21 protein-coding genes are annotated in these 20,434 nt (G+C 72.4%); 10 read left to right on the forward strand and 11 right to left on the reverse strand.

The features are described 5' to 3' along the window. The first annotated feature begins 136 nt into the window (after positions 1–136). Entirely contained in the window at positions 137–325 is a 189-nt protein-coding gene (locus tag OG730_RS20830) for a hypothetical protein (protein ID WP_327305659.1), read from the forward strand. A 4-nt stretch (positions 326–329) separates the two neighbouring features. Here the strand turns inward: OG730_RS20830 and OG730_RS20835 are convergent, their stop codons facing one another. Further along, complete coding sequence (locus tag OG730_RS20835; RefSeq protein WP_327305660.1) at positions 330–917, reverse strand: TetR/AcrR family transcriptional regulator; 588 nt, start codon at positions 915–917, stop codon at positions 330–332. After that, complete coding sequence (locus tag OG730_RS20840; RefSeq protein WP_327305661.1) at positions 914–2,494, reverse strand: 3-hydroxyacyl-CoA dehydrogenase; 1,581 nt, start codon at positions 2,492–2,494, stop codon at positions 914–916. Before OG730_RS20840 ends, OG730_RS20835 begins: the two co-directional genes overlap by 4 nt. 157 nt (positions 2,495–2,651) lie before the next feature. Between OG730_RS20840 and paaN the strand changes: the two genes are divergently transcribed. Beyond that, entirely contained in the window at positions 2,652–4,334 is a 1,683-nt protein-coding gene (gene paaN, locus OG730_RS20845; RefSeq protein ID WP_327305662.1) for a phenylacetic acid degradation protein PaaN, read from the forward strand. A gap of 4 nt (positions 4,335–4,338) precedes the next feature. On the opposite strand, the gene OG730_RS20850 is transcribed toward paaN, so the two are convergent. The 3 genes from OG730_RS20850 to OG730_RS20860 form a co-directional block, all read right to left on the reverse strand. Further along, positions 4,339–5,106, reverse strand: a complete 768-nt coding sequence (locus OG730_RS20850; protein WP_327305663.1) for a TrmH family RNA methyltransferase — start codon at positions 5,104–5,106, stop codon at positions 4,339–4,341. A 143-nt stretch (positions 5,107–5,249) separates the two neighbouring features. Next, positions 5,250–6,461 carry an HTTM domain-containing protein gene (locus OG730_RS20855; protein ID WP_327305664.1) on the reverse strand — a complete coding sequence of 404 codons (1,212 nt, stop codon included), beginning with the start codon at positions 6,459–6,461 and terminating at the stop codon, positions 5,250–5,252. Continuing rightward, positions 6,449–7,114: a DUF5819 family protein gene (locus OG730_RS20860; protein ID WP_327305665.1), complete on the reverse strand. Its 666-nt coding sequence runs from the start codon at positions 7,112–7,114 to the stop codon at positions 6,449–6,451. The genes OG730_RS20855 and OG730_RS20860 overlap by 13 nt, the downstream gene beginning before the upstream one ends. Positions 7,115–7,259: 145 nt before the next feature. Here OG730_RS20860 and paaA point away from each other — a divergent pair, with 145 nt between their 5' ends. The 6 genes from paaA (at position 7,260) to OG730_RS20890 (ending at position 12,247) form a co-directional block, all read left to right on the forward strand. Beyond that, positions 7,260–8,321, forward strand: a complete 1,062-nt coding sequence (paaA, locus tag OG730_RS20865) for a 1,2-phenylacetyl-CoA epoxidase subunit PaaA (protein WP_327305666.1) — start codon at positions 7,260–7,262, stop codon at positions 8,319–8,321. Then, positions 8,318–8,602: a 1,2-phenylacetyl-CoA epoxidase subunit PaaB gene (paaB, locus tag OG730_RS20870; RefSeq protein ID WP_243331024.1), complete on the forward strand. Its 285-nt coding sequence runs from the start codon at positions 8,318–8,320 to the stop codon at positions 8,600–8,602. The genes paaA and paaB overlap by 4 nt, the downstream gene beginning before the upstream one ends. Then, a complete protein-coding gene (gene paaC / locus OG730_RS20875; RefSeq protein ID WP_327305667.1) occupies positions 8,599–9,357 on the forward strand; it encodes a 1,2-phenylacetyl-CoA epoxidase subunit PaaC in 759 nt (252 codons plus the stop codon). Before paaB ends, paaC begins: the two co-directional genes overlap by 4 nt. Continuing rightward, positions 9,351–9,854, forward strand: coding sequence for a 1,2-phenylacetyl-CoA epoxidase subunit PaaD (paaD, locus tag OG730_RS20880; RefSeq protein ID WP_327305668.1), 504 nt, complete (start codon positions 9,351–9,353; stop codon positions 9,852–9,854). The genes paaC and paaD overlap by 7 nt, the downstream gene beginning before the upstream one ends. Next, a complete protein-coding gene (locus OG730_RS20885; RefSeq protein ID WP_327305669.1) occupies positions 9,855–10,997 on the forward strand; it encodes a 2Fe-2S iron-sulfur cluster-binding protein in 1,143 nt (380 codons plus the stop codon). Between the two features lie 98 nt (positions 10,998–11,095). Continuing rightward, complete coding sequence (locus OG730_RS20890) at positions 11,096–12,247, forward strand: acyl-CoA dehydrogenase family protein (protein WP_327305670.1); 1,152 nt, start codon at positions 11,096–11,098, stop codon at positions 12,245–12,247. A gap of 20 nt (positions 12,248–12,267) precedes the next feature. On the opposite strand, the gene OG730_RS20895 is transcribed toward OG730_RS20890, so the two are convergent. From OG730_RS20895 to OG730_RS20915, 5 genes are all read right to left on the reverse strand, one after another. Continuing rightward, complete coding sequence (locus tag OG730_RS20895; protein ID WP_250738739.1) at positions 12,268–12,612, reverse strand: rhodanese-like domain-containing protein; 345 nt, start codon at positions 12,610–12,612, stop codon at positions 12,268–12,270. A 126-nt stretch (positions 12,613–12,738) separates the two neighbouring features. Beyond that, the gene (locus OG730_RS20900; protein ID WP_327305671.1) at positions 12,739–13,578 is read right to left on the reverse strand and encodes a J domain-containing protein; all 840 of its coding nucleotides are present in this window, start codon (positions 13,576–13,578) and stop codon (positions 12,739–12,741) included. A gap of 96 nt (positions 13,579–13,674) precedes the next feature. Then, positions 13,675–15,120 carry a DUF2252 domain-containing protein gene (locus OG730_RS20905; protein WP_327305672.1) on the reverse strand — a complete coding sequence of 482 codons (1,446 nt, stop codon included), beginning with the start codon at positions 15,118–15,120 and terminating at the stop codon, positions 13,675–13,677. Between the two features lie 44 nt (positions 15,121–15,164). Then, on the reverse strand, positions 15,165–15,824 hold the full coding sequence (locus OG730_RS20910) for a response regulator (RefSeq protein ID WP_327305673.1): 660 nt from the start codon (positions 15,822–15,824) through the stop codon (positions 15,165–15,167). A gap of 8 nt (positions 15,825–15,832) precedes the next feature. Beyond that, the gene (locus OG730_RS20915; RefSeq protein WP_327309351.1) at positions 15,833–17,470 is read right to left on the reverse strand and encodes a sensor histidine kinase; all 1,638 of its coding nucleotides are present in this window, start codon (positions 17,468–17,470) and stop codon (positions 15,833–15,835) included. A gap of 292 nt (positions 17,471–17,762) precedes the next feature. Between OG730_RS20915 and OG730_RS20920 the strand changes: the two genes are divergently transcribed. Together OG730_RS20920 and OG730_RS20925 are read left to right on the forward strand one after the other, a co-directional pair. Next, positions 17,763–17,924: a hypothetical protein gene (locus OG730_RS20920; protein WP_327305674.1), complete on the forward strand. Its 162-nt coding sequence runs from the start codon at positions 17,763–17,765 to the stop codon at positions 17,922–17,924. Positions 17,925–18,012: 88 nt separating this feature from the next. Beyond that, the gene (locus OG730_RS20925; RefSeq protein ID WP_327305675.1) at positions 18,013–19,266 is read left to right on the forward strand and encodes a helix-turn-helix domain-containing protein; all 1,254 of its coding nucleotides are present in this window, start codon (positions 18,013–18,015) and stop codon (positions 19,264–19,266) included. A 142-nt stretch (positions 19,267–19,408) separates the two neighbouring features. On the opposite strand, the gene OG730_RS20930 is transcribed toward OG730_RS20925, so the two are convergent. Continuing rightward, on the reverse strand, positions 19,409–20,392 hold the full coding sequence (locus OG730_RS20930) for an LLM class flavin-dependent oxidoreductase (RefSeq protein WP_327305676.1): 984 nt from the start codon (positions 20,390–20,392) through the stop codon (positions 19,409–19,411). Positions 20,393–20,434: the final 42 nt, after the last annotated feature.

Raw genomic sequence — 20,434 nt, forward strand, 5'->3', positions numbered from 1 at the left:
GGCCCTGGGCTACGCGGCCCACCGCTGGGCGGGCGCCGGTACGGGCACGCCCCTGGAGCCCCTCCCGGGCTCCCCGTGGCCGTACCTCACCGCGTGGGCCGTCCTCGGCTTCTGGGCGTTCCTGCTCGTGCGCCTGGTGACGCACGACCGGGAGTGGGACGCCTGGATGACCGCGGGGCCCCTCTTCCTGGACCTGCGCGCGGGCATGGCCCACCGCCCCGGCCTCGCGCTCCTCTACGGGTACGGCGCCCTGACGCCGACCGTAGCGGCCGGCGCCGTCCTGGTGTGGCGGCTGCGGAGCCGCACCCCGCGCACCCCGCGCTGAGGGCTCAGCGGGCCGTGCGCAGGCCGTCCAGGGCCATGCTGACCACCGCGTCCGCGAGCTGGTCGGGGGTGGTGCCGGGGTGCGGGCGGTACCACTCGACCAGGGAGTTGACCATGCCGAAGAGCAGCCGGGTGGCGAGCCGGATGTCCACGTCCGCCCGCAGGTCGCCCTCGGCGGCGGCGGCCTTCAGCAGCTCCGCGACCTGGTGGTCGAACTCGCGGCGGCGCTCCAGGGCCCAGCGCTCGGTACGGGTGTTGCCGCGGACCCGCAGCAGCAGGGTCACGTAGGGCAGCTCGGCGACGAGGACCTCGACCGTGCGGCGGGTGACGTACTCGACGCGCTCGACCGCGCGGCCCCGTATCGCCCCCGGCTCCGCCAGGACGGCGAAGAGCTCGTCCAGGGCCCGGCTGACGGCGCGGTGGAGCAGCTCCTCCTTGCCGGCGACGTGGTGGTAGATCGAGGACTTCGAGATGCCGGCCGCCTTGGAGAGGTGCTCCATCGAGGTGCCGTCGTAGCCGCGCTCGTTGAAGACCTGGACGGCGACGGACAGGAGCGTCTCGGGCGTGTACGTGTCCCGCTTGGCCGTGGTCATTCCGACTCCCCCGCCTCGTCGTGGACCTCGTCGTGGACGGAGTCGCCCTCGTCGTCGCCCTCGTCGCCCTCGTCGTCGCCCGCCGCGTAGCCGAGCTTGTACAGCGCCAGCGAGGGCGCGTACCGGCCGCCGGGACACCGCTCGTCGAGGTGGTGCAGCAGGTCGTACGCCCAGTCGCGGCCGAGCCGGTCGTGCCATTCGGCCGGGCCCACCGGGTAGTTGACCCCGAGCCGCATCGCCGTGTCGATGTCCTCGGCGCCCGCGACCCCGCGCGCGACGGCATCGGCGGTGAGGTCGATCAGCATCGCGACCGTCCGGGCGACGATCATGCCCGGCACGTCGCCGATGACGGAGACCTTCTTGCCGAGCCTCTGGAACAGCCCGACGGCCTCTGCGAGCGTCCGCTCGCTCGTGTCCTCGCTGACGGAGAGCGCGATCCGGGTGGCGTCGCGATAGTCGAAGGCGAGGTCGAAGTAGACGACGTCGGCGAACTCGATCGCCGTCTTGCCGTCGGCGAGCACGAGCTGCCCCTCGCCGGGGAGCTGGATGTACGGGCCCCCGTGCTCGACGGGCGTGACCGCGATCCCGGCCTCCTCCAGGAGGTCGAGCAGGCCGGCCGCCGGTCCGAGGTCACCGACGACGGTCACCTTCGCGGGCACGTCGGACGGGTCGACGGGGGCGGCGGTGTGCGGGGCCGGGACCTGCGCGTCCGGGCCGTACGGGTACCAGCCGTGGCCCGACTTGCGGCCGAGGCGGCCCGACTGGACCAGCCGGCGCTGCGCGAGGGACGGGGTGAACTTGGGGCTGCGGAAGAAGGACTCCCACACCGAGCGGGTGACGGCCTCGTTGACGTCCTGGCCGATCAGGTCGGTCAGCGCGAAGGGGCCCATCTTGAAGCCGCCGCTCTCGCGGAGCACGGCGTCGATGGTGGCCGGGTCGGCGCCCTGCTCCTCGTACACCGCGAACGCCTCGGCGTAGAAGGGCCGGGCGATCCGGTTGACGATGAAGCCCGGGGTGTCGGCGCAGCGCACCGGCGTCTTTCCCCAGGCCAGGACGGTGTCGTACGCGCGGCTCGCGGCGGCCGGGTCCGTGGCGAAACCGGAGACCACCTCGACCAGCGGCAGCAGCGGGGCCGGGTTGAAGAAGTGCAGGCCCAGGAAGCGTCCGGGGTGCGCGAGTCCGGCGGCGAGCTCGGTGACCGAAAGGGAGGAGGTGTTGGTGGCCAGCAAGGTGTCCGGCGAAACCACCTCTTCGAGTGCCGCGAACAGCGCCCGCTTGACGGTGACGTCCTCGACGACCGCCTCCACCACGAGGGCGGTGTCGGCCAGCTCCGCCAGCTCGCTCGCCGACGCGATCCGGACGATCGCGTCCTCGGCCTCGGCGCGGTCCAGCCGGCCCTTCGCGGCCATCCGCTCGACCCGGTCCTGGACGAACCCGACCGCGTCGGAGGCGAGCGCGGCGTTGATGTCGTAGAGCAGCACGCGGTGACCTGCGAGAAGGGCGACCTGGGCGATGCCCTGCCCCATGGTGCCGGCGCCGACGACCGCCACTGTGCGGGACCGCTCGATTGCTGTCATGCCCAGATCCTCCCGCACCGACTTGTCCACAGGCCTGCCGGGCCCTCTTGTCCCGACCGATCGTTCGGTTACTCTAACTCCAGTCTGCTCTTGTTCATCCCTTCTTGCCTGCCCCGATCGCCTGATCCCGCCCGGCTCAAAGAGGAGTTGGTCCCTGATGGCCGCCGAGCTCACCGTCCCCCAGCTGTCCGCCAAGCACCGGCCCACTCTGGACCAGGCGCTGGCCACCATCCGCAGCCGCGCCTACTGGTCCCCGCACCCCGAGCACCCCAAGGCGTACGGGGAGACCGCGCCGGCCGACGGCCTCGCCGCCTTCGAGGCGCTGCGCGGCACCCGGCTCGACCTCGGACAGCCCGGCACCGACGGCTGGACGGGCGCGGAGACCTCCCCGTACGGCGTGGAGCTCGGCGTCGAGTACCCGCACGTGGACCCGGAGGTGCTGCTGCCCGCGATGCGGGCCGGCATGGGCGCCTGGCGGGACGCCGGCCCCGAGGCGCGCGCCCTGGTCTGCATCGAGATCCTGGCGCGGATCTCGGCGCGGACGCACGAGTTCGCGCACGCCGTCATGCACACCAGCGGCCAGGCCTTCATGATGGCGTTCCAGGCGGGCGGCCCGCACGCGCAGGACCGCGGTCTGGAAGCGGTGGCCTACGCCTACGAGGAGCAGACCCGCGTCCCCGGTCAGGCCGACTGGTCGAAGCCGCAGGGCAAGAAGGACCCCCTCGAACTGGGCAAGACCTTCACCGCCGTCCCGCGCGGCATCTCCCTGATGATCGGCTGCAACACCTTCCCCACCTGGAACGGCTACCCGGGCATCTTCGCCTCCCTGGCCACGGGCAACCCGGTGCTGGTCAAGCCGCACCCGCGCGCCGTCCTGCCGCTCGCGCTGACCGTCCAGGTGGCCCGCGAGGTCCTCGCCGACGCCGGGTTCGACCCGAACCTGGTCGCGCTGGCCGTGGAGCGCCCGGGCGAGGGCATCGCCAAGGAGCTCGCCGTCCGGCCCGAGATCAAGGTCATCGACTACACCGGGTCCACCGAGTTCGGCGACTGGCTGGAGACCAACGCCCGCCAGGCGCAGGTCTACACGGAGAAGGCCGGCGTCAACACCGTCGTCCTGGACTCCACCGACAACTACAAGGGCATGCTGTCCAACCTGGCCTTCTCCCTCTCCCTCTACAGCGGCCAGATGTGCACCACCCCGCAGAACCTGCTGATCCCGCGCGACGGCATCGAGACCGACGCCGGGCACAAGTCCTACGACGAGGTCGTCTCGGACCTCGCGGGCGCGGTCGGTGGTCTGCTCGGCGACGACGCGCGGGCCAACGCCCTGCTCGGCGCCCTGGTCAACCCGGACGTGAAGGCCCGCCTGGAGGCCGCGGCAGGGCTCGGCGAGGTCGCGCTGGCCTCGCGCGAGGTGACGCACCCGGACTTCCCGGGCGCGGTCGTGCGCACGCCGGTGATGGTCAAGCTGGACTCGGCCAAGCCGGACGACTCCGCCCCGTACCTCTCGGAGTGCTTCGGCCCGGTCTCCTTCGCGGTGGCGGTCGACTCCACGCAGAGCGCGCTGGACCTGCTGCGGCGCACGGTCCGTGAGAAGGGCGCCATGACGGTCGGGGCGTACACCACGTCCGCGGACACCGAGCGGGCCATCGAGGAGGTCTGTCTGGAGGAGTCGGCGCAGCTCTCGCTGAACCTGACGGGCGGGGTCTATGTGAACCAGACCGCGGCCTTCTCCGACTTCCACGGCTCCGGCGGCAACCCGGCGGCGAACGCCGCGCTGTGCGACGGGGCGTTCGTGTCCAACCGCTTCCGCGTGGTGGAGGTCCGCCGCCAGGGCTGACGCCCTACGGCTTGGGCCCGCCCCAGTGGAAGAGGGCCATGGCCACGCTGGTGGCCAGGTTGTAGCTGGAGACCTGCGGCCGCATCGGCAGGGACACCAGGTGATCGGCTCGGGCACGCAGCTCGGGCGAGATGCCGTGGCGTTCGGAGCCGAAGGCGAGCAGGGCCTCGTCCGGGAGGGTGAGGGCGCGGATGTCCTCGCCCTCCGGGTCGAGCGCGTACAGCGGGCCGGGCGGCAGCTCGTCGAGCTCCACCCGGTCCACGGTCGTGGCGTAGTGCAGACCGGCGCCGGCCCGCACCACGTTGGGGTGCCAGGGGTCCAGGTCTCCCCTGGTCACCACTCCGGTGGCGCCGAAGCCTGCGGCGAGCCGGACGACGGCTCCGACGTTGCCCAGGTTGCGCGGATTGTCGAGGAGCACGATCGGGGCCGTCCTGGGCCGTGCGTCGAGCCGGGCCCGTCCCTCGGCCCGCCCGGGCCGGACCGCGAGCGCCGCCACCCCGGTGGGGTGCACCCGCGGCAGCAGCCCCTTGAGCGGAGCCTCGCGCACGAGCCGCGCGACGTCCGCCTCCACGTCCCCGGCCAGCTCGCGCGCGAGGCCCCGTACGGCTTCAGGGTCGTCGGCGACGGCGATCCGCACGTCCGCCCCGAAGCGCAGCGCGTGCTTCAGCGCGTGAAACCCGTCAAGAAGCACCAGCTCCTCCCCCGCAACGGCTTCCCGCCACTGCCGTTCGGTGTCCTGGATGCCATCGGGGTTCCCGTGCCGCTCACTCATACCGCCGACCCTACGTTCCCTTTCAGCCCCTCCGGCGTTTGAGGAGCGGGGTCCGGGGCGGAGCCCCGGGGAACGGGCGAACCGGGGGTCCCCCCGGACGGAGTCTGGGGGAGGGTAGGGGACAAGCCCCGCAGGGCCGGGCCTCAGCGCGGGACGGGGCTGGGGAGCGCGGGCTCGGGGTCCGCGTAGGGCTCCGGATCCGGTCCGGGGTCCGGAACAGCCCGCCCCCCACGCACCCGCCGCGCAGCGACCACCGCTCCCAGCCACACCAAGAACCCGGTCGGCAGGAACACCGCGTCGGCGGCGATCATCGCCAGCGAGAAGAACGGCAGCCCCAACAACACCGCGATCCCCGCGTGCTCCAGCATCATCACCGCCAGCAGCACGTTCTTGATCCGCCGGTTGAACAGCGTGAACGGGAAGGCCACCTGAACCGCGACCGTCCCGTAGGACAGCAGCATCACCAGCGTGCCGCTGCTCGCGAGGAAGGCCGAGACACCGGGCCACGGGGTGAAGTAGTCCAGGTTCAGCGGGTAGTACAGCGCCGTGCCGTCCTGCCACCGCGAGCCCTGGATCTTGTACCAGCCGGCCGTCGCGTAGATCAGGCAGACCTCCACCATGATCACCAGCATCCCGGCGTTGTGCAGCAGGTTGGCCAGGACGTCGAGGACGGCCCGCCCCTCCCCCTGCGGCTCGTAGCGGTCGACCGTCCACCACAGCGCGGCGAGCACCCACAGGGCCACGCAGAACATCACCCAGCCGTTACTGAGGTCCCCCGTCACGACCCCGTACGCGAACACCGCGCCGAGCACGCCCCACAGCACCGGCCCCGCCGGCCCGGCCGAGGCCGTGCCGAGGCGGCGGGCGCGGCGGGCGTCCAGCGACCAGACCTGCGCGCAGCGGGTCAGCACGAGGTAGATCGCCATCAGGTGGATGACGTTGTCCCCGCCGTCGCCCATGAAGACGCTGCGGTTCTGCAGGGACAGCACGCCGACCATGAAGACCACGGAGGTCGCCCGGGTGCGCCAGCCCAGCATCAGCAGGGCGGACGACAGCACGGCCGCGACGTAGACGATCTCGAACCAGAGCGCCGAGTCCGACCACATCAGGACCGTGAAGGCGTGGTTCGAGTCGATCAGCCGCCGCGCCAGCTCCCAGCTCCACGGCCCGTCCGGCCCGTACAGCTCGTGGCGGTGGGGGAACTCCCGCAGCAGGAAGAACAGCCAGGTCCCGGCGAACCCGATGCGGACCACGGCGCTCTGGTACGGGCCCAGCGCCTGCCCGCTGACCCGGGCCAGCCCCCGCGCCCCGGAGTCCTTGAGCCGCTTCGCGCCGGACCCCGTCACACCGTCCACCACGGCAGCTCCCGGTAGTAGGTCTGGGTGTCGGCCTTCTCGTCGGACCACTGGGGTGCGGCGACCTCCGTCGTCGCCCCGCGCACCTGGATCCGCACGATCCGGCCCTCCGCGGCTCGGCCGGTCTCCAGCCGGTCCACGGCGATCCGGCGCAGGTACTCCTCGGCGAGTTCGCCGCGGTCGCCGGTGGACTTGTTGTCCTCGTCGTGGGAGGAGGTGAAGAAGTCCCAGGCCCGGCGGAGCTCGTTCTGCTCGGTGTGGCTCGGCAGCAGGCTGTGGCGGATGGCCGCGCCGTCCTCGGCGGACAGCCCGCGCCAGGCGCCCGTCACCAGGCGGCCGTCGTCGGTCCGCACTTCCGCGCGCATCTCCACGGCGATGTTCTGCTGGAGCGGGTTGGGGGCGAAGAGCTTCCAGTTCTGTTCGAACTCGGGGTAGATCCACCAGTCGATCCGGGCCGCGTGCCGCTTGCTGACCGTGTTGGACGGAGCCACGTGCAGGAAGACGAGGGCCAGGTGGAAGCAGGCGGCCACCGCCACCGCGCCGAGCGCGAGGGCCGTGACGACCCGGTACGGGGTGGACAGGCCGGCGATTCCGGGCGCCCTGGGCGGGGGTGGAGCCGCTCCTTCGAGGGGCTCCAGCGCGTTCGAATCCATCCCGCCCCGATCATCCGGCGTCCACAGGGTTGACCACAGAGGTTGACACCCTACGGGCCCTCGTCCCACCATTGAAGAGGATGAACCGAACGATCGGTCGGTCGGGCGGGACGAGGCGGGAAAAGACCTCTGACAGGGGGCCGTGATGGTGGCAGTGACCCCGGCAGCGACATCGGGGACGGGGGGCCGGGACGCGCAGCAGGGCGCCCTGCGGGACGCGGGGATCGGCGTGACCGCCGACCTCGGCGCACAGCTCGCGGCGGCCTTCGACGCGGCCGTGGCGGCCGACGAGCGGGTGGAACCGCGCGACTGGATGCCCGACGAGTACCGCGCGTCCCTGGTCCGCCAGATGGCCCAGCACGCCCACTCCGAGATCATCGGCATGCAGCCCGAGGCGAACTGGATCACCCGCGCGCCCTCCCTGCGCCGCAAGGCGATCCTGATGGCGAAGGTCCAGGACGAGGCCGGCCACGGCCTGTACCTGTACAGCGCCGCCGAGACCCTGGGCACCAGCCGCGACGAGCTCCTCGACAAGCTCCACGCCGGAAAGCAGAAGTACTCCTCGATCTTCAACTACCCCACCCTGACCTGGGCCGACGTGGGCGCGATCGGCTGGCTCGTGGACGGCGCGGCGATCACCAACCAGGTCCCGATCTGCCGTTGCTCCTACGGGCCGTACGCCCGGGCCATGGTCCGGATCTGCAAGGAGGAGTCCTTCCACCAGCGCCAGGGGTACGAGCTGCTCCTCGCCCTCTCCCGGGGCACCGAGGCCCAGCACGCGATGGCCCAGGACGCCGTGGACCGCTGGTGGTGGCCCTCCCTGATGATGTTCGGCCCGCCGGACGGGGAGTCCGCGCACTCCGCGCAGTCGATGGCCTGGCGGATCAAGCGCCACACCAATGACGACCTGCGCCAGCGCTTCGTGGACATCGCCGTCCCGCAGGCCGAGTCACTGGGGCTGACCCTGCCCGACCCGGACCTGAAGTGGAACGAGGAGCGCGGGCACCACGACTTCGGAGCCATCGACTGGACGGAGTTCTGGGAGGTCCTCAAGGGCAACGGCCCGTGCAACGAGGAGCGGATAGGACAGCGCCGCACGGCGCACGAGGAAGGCGCCTGGGTGCGCGACGCGGCCGCGGCGTATGCGGAGAAGCAGGCGGCGGCCACGGCCGCCGCGGCGACCATCGGAAGCGAGGCTCGGGTATGACGCAGAACTGGCCCCTGTGGGAGGTGTTCGTCCGCTCGCGGCGCGGCCTCTCGCACACGCACGCGGGCAGCCTGCACGCCCCCGACGCGGAGATGGCCCTGCGCAACGCCCGCGATCTCTACACCCGGCGCGGCGAGGGCATCTCCATCTGGGTGGTGCCCTCCACGGAGATCACCGCCTCCTCCCCGGACGAGCGGGACCCGTTCTTCGCCCCGTCCGCCGACAAGCCGTACCGGCACCCCACCTTCTACGAGATCCCCGAGGGGGTGCAGCACCTGTGACGAGCACCGACACGAGCACCGAGACGAGCACCGCATCGGGGACGGCCGCCGTGACGGCGGCCCTGGCCCTCGGCGACGACGCGCTGATCCTTTCGCACCGCCTCGCCGAGTGGGCCGGCCACGCGCCCGTCCTGGAGGAGGAGGTCGCCCTGGCCAACATCGCCCTCGACCTCCTCGGCCAGGCCCGCGTCCTGCTGTCGACGGCCGGAGACGAGGACGAGCTGGCCTACCTCCGCGAGGAGCGGTCCTTCCGCAACCTCCAGCTGGTCGAGCAGCCGAACGGCGACTTCGCCCACACCATCGCGCGCCAGCTCTACTTCTCGCTCTACCAGCACGAGCTCTACGGGGAACTCGCGCACGGCGACGGCCCGTTCGCGCCGCTCGCCGCCAAGGCGGTCAAGGAGACCGCCTACCACCGCGACCACGCCGAGCAGTGGACGCTGCGGCTCGGCGACGGCACCGAGGAGAGCCGGCGCCGGATGCGCGCCGGCCTGGACGGGCTGTGGAAGTACACCGGGGAGATGTTCCGGCCGGTGGACGGGCTCGACGAGCTCGACTGGGCCGCCCTGGAAGGCCGTTGGCTGGCCGCGCTGGGCGGCGTACTGGAGCGGGCCGGACTGGAGCTGCCCCAGGGCGCGCGGCACGGCGCCTGGGCCGCCGGAGCCGGCCGGCAGGGACTGCACACCGAGCCCTTCGGCCGACTGCTCGCGGAGATGCAGCACCTGCACCGCAGCCACCCGGGGGCATCGTGGTGACCAGCACCGAGCGGACCCGGCTGGAGGTGGAGCTGGCCGCGCTGGCCGGCTCCGTCCCCGACCCGGAACTGCCCGTGCTCACCCTCGAGGAGCTCGGCGTGATGCGCGGGGTGCGGATGCACGAGGACGGCCACGTGGAGGTCACCCTGACCCCCACCTACACCGGCTGCCCGGCCATCGAGGCCATGTCCGCCGACATCGAGCGGGTCCTGATCGACCACGGCATAGCGGAGGTCCGGGTCCGGACCGTGCTGGCCCCCGCCTGGTCCACCGACGACATCAGCGCCGAAGGCCGCCGCAAACTCGCGGAGTTCGGCATCGCCCCGCCGCGGCCGCACGCCGCCGGCGGACCGGTCCCGCTCACCCTGTCCGTCCGCTGCCCGAACTGCGGATCGACCGACACCGAGCTGCTCAGCCGGTTCTCCTCCACCGCATGCAAGGCGCTGCGCCGCTGCACCGCCTGCCGCGAACCGTTCGACCACTTCAAGGAGCTGTAGATGGCCGTGTCACCGCCGTCAGCCACACCGGTGTCCGCGAACCCGGTGCGCCCCGCGCGCCACGGCGCGTTCCACACCTTGACGGTGACGGCGGTCGACCGGCTCACCGAGGACTCCGTGGCCCTGACCCTGGCCGTCCCGCCGGAGCTGCGCGCCGAGTACCGGCACTCCCCGGGCCAGCACCTCACCCTGCGCCGGGGCGGGGCGGGGGGCTCCGAGGTGCGGCGCACCTACTCGATCTGCTCCCAGGCCCCGGCCGCGGACGGGCCCGGTCCCACCGCACTGCGGGTCGGGGTGCGGCTGGTGGAGGGCGGGGAGTTCTCCTCCTACGCCCACAAGGAGATCGCCGCCGGGGACGTCCTGGACGTGATGGTCCCGGCCGGCCGGTTCGTCCTGGACCCCGCGGCGGCGCCGCCCGCCGCGCACTACGCCGCGATCGTCGGCGGCAGCGGCATCACCCCGGTGCTGTCGATCGCCGCCACCCTCCTCGCCGCCCGCCCCGACGCACGGTTCTGCCTGGTGCGCAGCGACCGCAGCGCGGCCTCGACGATGTTCCTGGAGGAGGTCGCCGACCTCAAGGACCGCTATCCCGACCGGTTCCAGCTCGTCACCGTGCTGTCCCGGGAGGAGCAGGAGGCCGGGCTGCCCTCCGGACGGCTCGGCGAGGAGCGGCTGACGGAGCTGCTGCCCGCCCTGCTGCCGGTCGCCGAGGTGACGGGCTGGTTCCTGTGCGGCCCGTACGGCCTGGTGACGGGAGCGGAGCAGGCGCTGGCCGCGCTCGGCGTGGTCCGTACCCGGGTCCACGAGGAGGTCTTCCACGTCGAGGACACCGCCCCGCCCGCCCGCACCGCTTCGGCCGAGGTCACCAGCGGCCGGGTCACGGCGCGGCTCGACGGCCGCTCGGGCACCTGGCCGGTGCGCGACGGCGAATCCCTGCTCGACGCGGTGCTGCGGGCCCGCGCGGACGCCCCGTACGCCTGCAAGGGCGGCGTGTGCGGCACCTGCCGGGCCTTCCTCGTGACCGGCGAGGTGCGCATGGAGCGCAACTTCGCGCTCGAGGAGCAGGAGACGGAGGCCGGGTTCGTGCTGGCCTGCCAGTCGCACCCGGTGTCGGAGGACGTGGAGATCGACTTCGACCGCTGAGCCGGCTGCCTGCCGTCCCCCTGTCAAATTTCCAGAACGTGTTCTATCTTGACGCACCGTCAGACAGAGCGCGATCCGGGCACGCGGGAGGACAGGCAGTGGACTTCACCTTCACCGAGGAGCAGCAGGCCGCCGTCGAGGCGGCCAAGGCCGTGTTCGCGGACGTGGCCCCCGACGGCGTACCCAGCCCCGCGCTCACCCCGAGGGCGGTGGCCGAGGAGTTCGATCGCGAGCTGTGGGCCAAGCTCGCGGACTCCGACCTGCTGAGCCTGGTCCTCACCGAGGAGCACGGCGGCTCCGGCCTCGACGCCATCGCCCTGTGCCTGGTCCTGCGCGAGGCGGCGAGGGTGCTGGCCCGGGTGCCGCTGCTGGAGCACTGCGCCACCGCCATGACCGTCCAGGCCCACGGCAGCCCCGAGCTGGCCGGCGCCCTGCTGCCCGGCGCCGGGAGCGGCGGCCTCGTCCTCACCGTCGCCGCGCACGGCCGCAGCGGCCACGACCCGGCCGAACTGGCCGTCACCGCACGGCGGGAACGACAAGACGCCGACACCTGGCTCCTTGAGGGCGTGCAGACGACCGTCGCCTGGGCGCACAGCGCCGACTGGATCGCCGTCCCGGCCCACACCGGGGAGGGCGAGGCGGTCCTCGCGTTCGTCCCCCGGGGCGCCGGGGGCCTGTCCCTCGCGGAGCAGTACTCCACCAGCGGGGAGCGGCTCGCCGAGCTCACCCTCGACGGCGTGCGGGTCCCGGCCTCGCACCTGATCGAAGCGCCCGGCGCCTGGGACCACCTGCGCCAGCTCCTGGCCACCGGGACCTGCGCGCTCGCGCTGGGCCTCGGCGAGAACGTGCTCACCATGACCAGTCAGTACACGAGCAAGCGCGAGCAGTTCGGCTTCCCGGTGGCCAGTTTCCAGGCCGTGGCCGTCCAGGCCGCCGACCGCTACATCGACCTGCGCGCCATGGAGGTCACGCTCTGGCAGGCCGCCTGGCGGCTCGACGCCGCCACGGGCGGAGCGGGCGGACCGCTGCCCAGCGCCGGTGACGTGGCCGTGGCCAAGATCTGGGCCTCCGAGGGCGTACGCCGCGTCGTGCAGACCGCACAGCACCTGCACGGCGGCTTCGGCGCCGACACCGACTACCCGCTGCACCGCTACCACGCCTGGGCCAAGCAGCTGGAGCTCCAGCTCGGCCCGGCCGCGGCCCACGAGGAGGCACTGGGCGACCTGCTGGCCGCCCACCCGCTCGCCTAGCCCGTCACGGGGCCGCCGTCTCAGACGACGAAGCCCGGGGTGCCCGCGTCGGTGACGACCGGGCGGCCCGCGGCCTCCCAGTCCTGCATGCCGCCGGCCACGTTCACGGCGTCGATGTCCTGGCCCCGCAGGTACTGGGCCACCTGGGCGGAGCGCCCGCCGACCCGGCACATCACGTAGACCGGGCGCTCGTCCTCGATCTTCTCGGTCAGCTCACCGATGCGCGCCACGAACTCGCTCATCGGGATGTGCAGTGCGCCCTCGGCATGGCCGGCCGCCCATTCGTCGTTCTCGCGAACGTCGAGGACAAAGGCTTCGGAGGGCAGCGCGGAGGCGGCCACCGAGGGAAGCGGTCCGGAGTTCATGTCTGTCGCCTTCTCTCGTCACGGATAGCTGAGCCAACCTATCCGACCCGGCCTGCCGACCCGTCCGCGACGGCTTCACCCTCGGCCGGGGCCCAACCGACGCCCAGCCGACGCCCAGCCGGGGCCTCACTCGGCGGCGAGGGCCGCCAGCTCCGCCTCGCGCTTCTCGACGTCGCCGAGCAGCTGCTCGGCGATCTCCTCCAGCAGCCGGTCCGGGTCCTCCGGAGCCATCCGCAGCATCGACCCGATGGCGCTCTCCTCCAGGTCCCGGGCCACCACCGACAGCAGCTCCTTGCGGCGCGAGAGCCATTCCAGGCGCTCGTACAGCTCCTCGCTCTCGCTCAGCCGCTGTTCGGCGGGCGCCGGGCCCTCCGCCCACTCCTGCGCCAGCTCGCGCAGCACCTGCTCCTCGCCGCGTCCGTAGGCCGCGTTGACCCGCGCGATGAACTCGTCGCGCCGCTCGCGCTCGGCCTCGTCCTGGGCCAGGTCGGGATGCGCCTTGCGGACCAGCTCGCGGTACAGGCGGCGCACCTCCTCCGAGGGGCGCACCCGCTCCGGCGGCCGCACGGCGCGGTCCGTGAGCATCGCGGAGGCGTCGTCGGACATCCCGTCCGCGTCCAGCCAGTCGTGGAACAGCTCGTCCACCCCGGGCATCGGCATCACCAGCGAGCGGGCCTCGCGCGCACGGCGCAGGTCCTCCGCGTCACCGGTCCTCGCCGCCTTCGCCTCGGCGATCAGGGCGTCCAGCTCGTCGAGCCGCGAGTACATCGGTCCGAGCTTCTGGTGGTGCAGGCGGGAGAAGTTCTCCACCTCCACCCGGAAGGTCTCCACCGCGATCTCGAACTCGATCAGCGCCTGCTCGGCGGCCCGCACGGCGCGCTCCAGGCGCGCCTCGGGCCGCTCGTCGGCAGCGGGGCCGGGGCCGGAGCCGGGCTCGGACTCTTCGGGAACAGTCTGCTCGCTCACCCGGCCAGCCTAAGGCCCTCGGGCCCGGGTGTTTCACGTGAAACATCGACCGGTTTCACGTGAAACATCCCGCGCGCGGGCTCGGCCGCCGGCCGCTCAGACCCCGGACTCCGCCGCGATCCGCCCGGACCGCACCGCCTCCACCAGCACCGCGTGGTCGGCCTCGCTCCGGTCGGCGTAGGCCACGGCGAAGCCCGCGACGGCCTCGTCCAGCTCGTCGCTCTTGCCGCAGTACCCGGCCAGCAGCCGCGGATCCGCGCTGTGCGCGTGCGCCCGCGCCAGCAGGGCTCCGGTCATCCGCCCGTAGTCGTCGAACTGCTCGGCGGCCAGCGCCGCCGGGTCCACGCTGCCCTTGCGGTTGCGGAACTGGCGGACCTGGAAGGGCCGCCCCTCCACCGTCGTCCAGCCCAGCAGGATGTCGGAGACCACCTGCATCCGCTTCTGCCCCGCCACCACCCGGTGGCCCTCGTGCTCCTCCGGCGGGGAGACGAAGCCGAGCCCGGGCAGGTGCGGCAGCAGCGCGGAGGGCCTGGCCTCCTTCACCTGGAGGACCAGCGCCTCACCCCGGTGGTCCAGCAGCAGCACCACGTACGAGCGGGTGCCGACGCTGCCCGTGCCCACCACCCGGAAGGCCACGTCGTGGATCGCGTACCGGGCCAGCAGCGGCAGCCGGTCGCCCTGGAGGGTTTCCAGGTACGGGCCCAGCGCGGCCGCCACGGCCGCCGCTTCCCCGTCCCCGACCCGGCGCAGCACGGGCAGCGCGTCCACGAAGGCCCGGCCCCCGTCGGGCGTCGGCTCGGTGGACTTGGCCGCGAACCGGGCGGAGGTGTTGTTGCGGGCCTTCTCCGAGACCCGTTCCAGCGTGCCCAGCAGGTCACGGGCGTCGGTGTGCGAGACCAGTTCCTCGTCCGCGATGGCGTTCCACGCGTCGAGGGCCGGCAGTTTGGCCAGCAGGCGCATCGTGCGCCGGTAGGCACCCGCCGCGTCGTGCGCGGCCGCCCGGCAGGTGTCCTCGTCCGCACCGGCCACCCGGCCGGCCAGGACCAGCGAGGTGGCCAGCCGCTTGAGGTCCCACTCCCACGGGCCGAAGACGGTCTCGTCGAAGTCGTTGAGGTCGATGACCAGCCGGCCGCGCGCGTCCCCGTACAGGCCGAAGTTGGCCGCGTGGGCGTCTCCGCAGATCTGCGCGCCGATCCCGGTCACGGGACCGCCGGAGAGGTCGTGCGCCATCAGCCCGGCCGAGCCGCGCAGGAACGCGAAGGGGTTGGCGGCCATCCGGCCGGTCCGTATCGGCGCGAGTTCGGCGACCCGCCCGACGTTGGACTCCTCCACCGCACGCACCGCGTCCGGACGGTCGGCCGGGGCCTCGAAGAGCGCGTGCGCCGACCGGGGCACCCGCACGCGCAGCGCCCTGCCCGCCGCCCGGGGAGACACGGAGGGGGAAACGGCGGGAGATCCGGCCCGCGGAGCGAACCCCTCGACCGCCGGGATCCGTACCTTCGACTCCGGTCCCACGCCATGCTCCTGCGCTACCGCCGTCATGCGCCCCGCCCCCTGATCGCCATCGGATTTCGGCCCGACCGTACCTACAGCCCGGCGTCCCTGGCCAGCAGGGCCGCCTGTACGCGGTTCTCGCATTCCAGTTTCGCCAGGATCCGGCTGACGTACGTCTTCACCGTGGCCTCGCTCATGTGCAGCCGGCGCCCCGCGTCCGCGTTCGACAACCCCTCCCCGAGCAGCGCCAGTACCCCGCGCTCGCGCTCGCTCAGTTCGGCCACCCGGCGCCGCGCCTCCTCCTCGCGTCCGGCCGTCCGGCCGGACGCGATCTGGTCCACCACGTGCCGGGTCGCCGCCGGGGACAGGTAGGCGTCCCCCGCCGCGGCCGCCCGTACGGCGCCGATGAGTTCGCCGGGCGCCGAGTCCTTCAGCAGGAACCCCGCGCCGCCGCCGCTCAGCGCCCGCAGCACGTTCTCCTTCTCCCCGAAGGTGGTCAGGATCAGCGCCCGCACCTCGGGCACCGCCCGCCCGAGCTCGGCCAGTGCCGTCAGCCCGTCCATCACCGGCATCTGGATGTCCAGCAGCACCACGTCCGGGCCGTGGGCCCGCGCCAGTTCCACCGCATCCCGGCCGTTCGCCGCCTCGGCGACGACCTCGATGTCCGCCGCCGAGGTCAGGATCATCCTGATCCCGGCCCGGATCAGCGGTTCGTCATCAGCGATCACCACGCGGATCACCTTGGCTGTCACCCCTGCTCCTACTGCTTGGCCTGGTACGCCTGCTTGTCGACGAGCTTGCCGTCCTTGAAGCAGAACCGGAAAACGCTGTCGCTCCCCAGATCGGTGTCGTCGTCCGCCAGGAAGACCAGGCAGGCCGCGCCCTGCGGACGCGGCGGCCCCTTCCGGTCGAGCCCCTCGGTCAGGATGCTGTCCCCGCTGGGCAGCTGCGAACGTACCGCCTCCTCCGGGTCTCCCACGTGGATGGCGTCGTACTCGGCCTTGCCGAGCATCGCGTCGCCCACCGAGCCCACCAGCAGCGCCACCGCGGCCCCGATCACGATCAGCAGCACCACGACGGCCGCGACCGCGATCCCGCAGCCCAGGGTCACGCCCCCGGCCCGGCCGCTCCCGCTGAGCAGCTTCCGGTCGATCGCGTCCCAGTCCACCGGCCCGCCGCCCACGCCGGCGCCCGTACCCAGGGACCTGGCCTGCAGCTGCTGTCCGAAGTCGTCGGCGACCCCGTCCGCGCCCGCCTCCTCGGCCCCGGCCGGCTCGGTCCCGTACGGGAGCACCCCGGCCACCCGGAACCCGCCGCCCTCCACGGTCCCCGCGTAGACCATGCCGCCGACCAGCCGGGCCCGTTCGCGCAGCCCGGTCAGCCCCTGCCCGCCGGACACCACCTCGCCGGCGCCCGGACCGGCCGCCGCGCCGTTGGCGATCTCCACCACCAGGGAGTCGTCCTCGTAGCGCAGTTCCACCGTGATGGGCGCGCCCGGCGCGTGCTTGTAGGCGTTGGTCAGCGCCTCCTGCGCGATCCGGTACGCCGCGTGGTCACACGCCGCGACCAGCGGCCTGGGCTGCCCGGCGGTGGTGAGCCGTACGTCGGTCCCCGCACTCCGCGCCGATTCCACGATCCCGGCGATGCCCGCCACCCCGCGCGCGGCGGGCTGCGCCTCCTCGACCGGCAGCGGCGCCTCCACCCCGTCCCGCAGGATGCCGACGACCTCGCGCAGCTCGTGCATGGCGGCGACCGAGGCCTGGCGCAGGACGCCCACCGCCTCGCGCTGCCGGTCGGTCAGGACCGGATCGACCTCCAGCGCACCGGTGTGCACCGAGATCAGGGCGAGCTGGTGGCCGAGACTGTCGTGCATGTCCTGGGCGATGCGCTGGCGTTCGCGCAGCCGGGCCTGGCCCGCGACCATCGCCCGCTCGCGCAGCAGCTGGGCGTTGCGCTCCTGGAGGGCGCGCAGCAGCGTATGGCGCTGGGACCAGTAGCGGCTGGCCAGACCGGGCATGACCACCATGGCCAGGAACATCAGGGCGCTGAAGACGATGACCAGCACCGCACGGCCCTGCGACCACTCCTTGACCACATTGAGGGCGATGGCCAGGGCGAAGGCCGCGGTGAAGGCGCCGAGCGCCCGGCCGACGCCGACGATGCGCCGCCCGGCCGACCAGCCGAGCGGGATCGCCACCAGGAAGGCCCCCGGCAGGTAGACGCCCACCGCCGAGCCGGCCACGAGCGTGAACACCGGCAGCCGCCGCCGCAGCAGGGTCAGCACCACCACGGTCACGGCACTGGCCAGCATCCGCGCCGCGGAGCCCTTGTCCAGCTCCTCGACCCCGAGCCCGAGCAGCGCGAGCACCCCGGCCAGCGCCAGGTCCCCCGCCAGCATCCGCCGGGTCCAGGGCTCGGGCCCCTTCACCCAGTCCCATCCCGCACGCGCCCTCGCCGTCACATCCACCCGGCCGACCCTAGACACCGGACCACCACCCGGCTGCCCTCTTTGGTCGCGTCCCCCCGCTACGAAAGTCTCCCGGCGCAGCGCGGACCACCGTGATCAAGAGTTGTCAATTAATTGCCAACCCTTGTCATGTTTGATCGTCAATGGTTAAGTAGGCGCAGTTGAACGACCTGACGCCCTTGCCAGAGAGACGGCCGGGCGACCAGATCCCATGGGGGGAACCATGAAGAAGCACCTCGCGAAGATGACCGCTCTCGCCGGACTGATCACAGCGCTGGCGCTGGCCGCCGTCACCGTCGGGCAGCCGGGCCCGGACCAGGCGACCTCACAGGCCCGTGGCGAGAACTCGACCACGGTCGTCCCCTACGAGATCGAGTGGCCGTAACCCCACGGCCGGACAGGCCGAAGTCAAGGGTGTGACAATGTCAAGACCTAATTGACATTTTGCTGCCATCGACTACAAACTGCCTGTCATGTCCAATGGAGTCGACCAGATCCTTCAGCAGCCCTTGTTCGGACGTCGACTCCGAGCACTACGCCTTGCCCAGGGCTTCTCGCAGGTGCAGCTGGCCGGAACGGAGATCTCTCCGGCATACCTCTCTCGACTGGAATCGGGCGCCCGCCCTCCCACCGAGCGAGTGGTGGCCTACCTCTGCGAGAAGCTCAAGGTGTCGTCTGCCTCGTTCCAGACCACCACGGGCAGTTCGCTGGCCCGGGTGCTCGCCACCGTCATGACGGTCGGCGAGTCGCCCGCCATGGCCGCCGTACTGGAGGAAACCCTCCTGCAGGAGCAGGAGGAGGACGTCGACGCCGTGCTGCGCTGGCAGGCGCAGTGGGCACTCGCCCGCTGCTACCAGACGCAGGGCAGGATGACGGAGGAACTCGCGCTCCTCCACGAGATGACCGCACTCGGCGACCGCACCGGCCTGCCCGAGCTGCGCGCCCGCTCCCGGGTCAGGCTCGCCCGCCGACTGCGCGGTTCGGGCGACGTCGCCGGGGCACGCGCGCATGCGGAGGAAGGGCTCGCCCTCGCCGAGGCGAGCGGCCTGCCGCACCGCGACATCGTCGAGGCGCTGCTGACCCTCATCTCCATCGAGGCCGAGGAGGGGCAGCTCGCCCAGGCGCGCGCGGACGCCGACCGCATGGTCGGCACGCTCTCCGACGGCTCCGCCAAACTCCCCCTGCGCCTCCAGGTCGAGGTGCTGTGGACGGCGTCGAGCGTCTGCGCCCGCCAGGGCGACCACACCGCCGCCGCCGCGACGATGACGCGTGCGCTGGCGGCCCTGCCCGGCAACGAGGACCCCGTGCTGTGGATGCGCCTGCGCCTCGCGGCCGCGTCCATGTACCTGCGCATGGATCCGCGCGACACCCAAGAGGCCCGCCTCCGCCTCGACGAGGCCGAGGCCGTCAGCGTGCTTGTCGGCATGCCCGTCCACCAGAACGAGCTGCTCCTCCTGCAGTGCCAGCTCGCCTTCTGCGAAGGTCGGTTCGACGACGCCCACACGCTGAGCGGCCGGCTCGACGACAACCCCGAGGGGCTCAGCGTCCGCGACCAGCTGCGTCTGGACGTGCTGCGCGACCAGATCGAGATCGTCCGGGGTGACCACGCCGCGGCGGTGGCCGACCTCGAGCGCATCGCGAAGGAGGCCCAGAGGTCTGTCAACGTGGAACTGTCCGCCGAGGTCTGGCGCGCCCTCGCCGAAGCCCTGAAGCTGGCCGAGAGCTGACGGCGGCCCCGCCGGTCACACCTCCGGGGCCGCGCGGCCGGAACGCCGGGTGGCCCTGCACGGCCGCCCGGTCGTCCACGAAGACCAAACGGCCAAGTTCACGGACCGTTTCTCACCTGCCCAGCAGGAGTGACCAGCGGGATCACGCGGTTTCCCCTTGAGCGTGGCGCAGCGCGCGCATCGAGTGGTGCAGGTCCGCCTCTTCGGTGACCACGTCCAGGATGAGGGTCGAGACTCCGAGCGCCAGGTAGCGCGCAAGCAGCTTGCCGACCTGCTCGTAAGTGCCGACAAGGTAGGGGCAGAAGGTCTTGTAGGCGCGGAACGGATAGAGCCAGTAGGTGTCCTTGGGTGCGTGTGACTGGAACGCGTCTCGGGAAAGGCTGAGGTGCCACTGCGATTCGACGGTCTCGGCGGCGATTTCGTGCACCTCCTCACCCAGCGGGTCGGAGGGGAAGCGCGCGTGGGCGACGGCCCAGGCCTCCTCGGCGGTGTCGCGGGCGATGATGCCCAGGCGGAAACCGCCGTCGGCGAGCGGCTTCCCCTCTCCGTATTCGCCGATCTCACGGGGGTAGCTCAACCGGGTGGCACCGAGCCGCTGCTGAGCCGTGCGACAGGCTTCAGAGGTGCCGGAGACGAACACGCCGGGCTTCAGAGCGGGTTCGAGCGGCGGAGTGACGGTCGCGTGATCCAGTTGGTAGAACTCGCCGTCGTAGGAGACCGGGCGGTCGCCATCCAGGAGCTGCTGGACGATCTCCACGTATTCCGTGAGCCGGTCGTAGCGCCGGTCGTGGTCGAGTCCGCAACCGAGCTCCCGCAGGTGGCGCGAGAACCCGCCGATGACGTAGTTCAGGTCGACCTGGCGCTCCTGGAGGAAGCCGATGCTGCTGATCATCCGGGCCACGCTGAACGGGTGCATGTACACGGGGTTGACGGCCACGAGCGGGACGAACCGCACGGTGTTCTCAATGAGGAGCTGCGCGGCGGCCCAAGGGTCGAGAAGGGTGTTGTCGCTGTAGACGAGCATGCCGCGGATGCCCGCTGCCTCGGCCCATTTGGCCTCCTGGATCAGGCGTTCTTTGAATTCCCACGGGGTGCGACCAGCCGCCGACGGGAAGGTCGTGTACACGGTTACCACTGTTCTGACTACCTCTTCTCCACAGCACGGAAT

This window comes from Streptomyces sp. NBC_01298 (genome assembly GCF_035978755.1).
Taxonomy (GTDB): Bacteria; Actinomycetota; Actinomycetes; order Streptomycetales; family Streptomycetaceae; genus Streptomyces.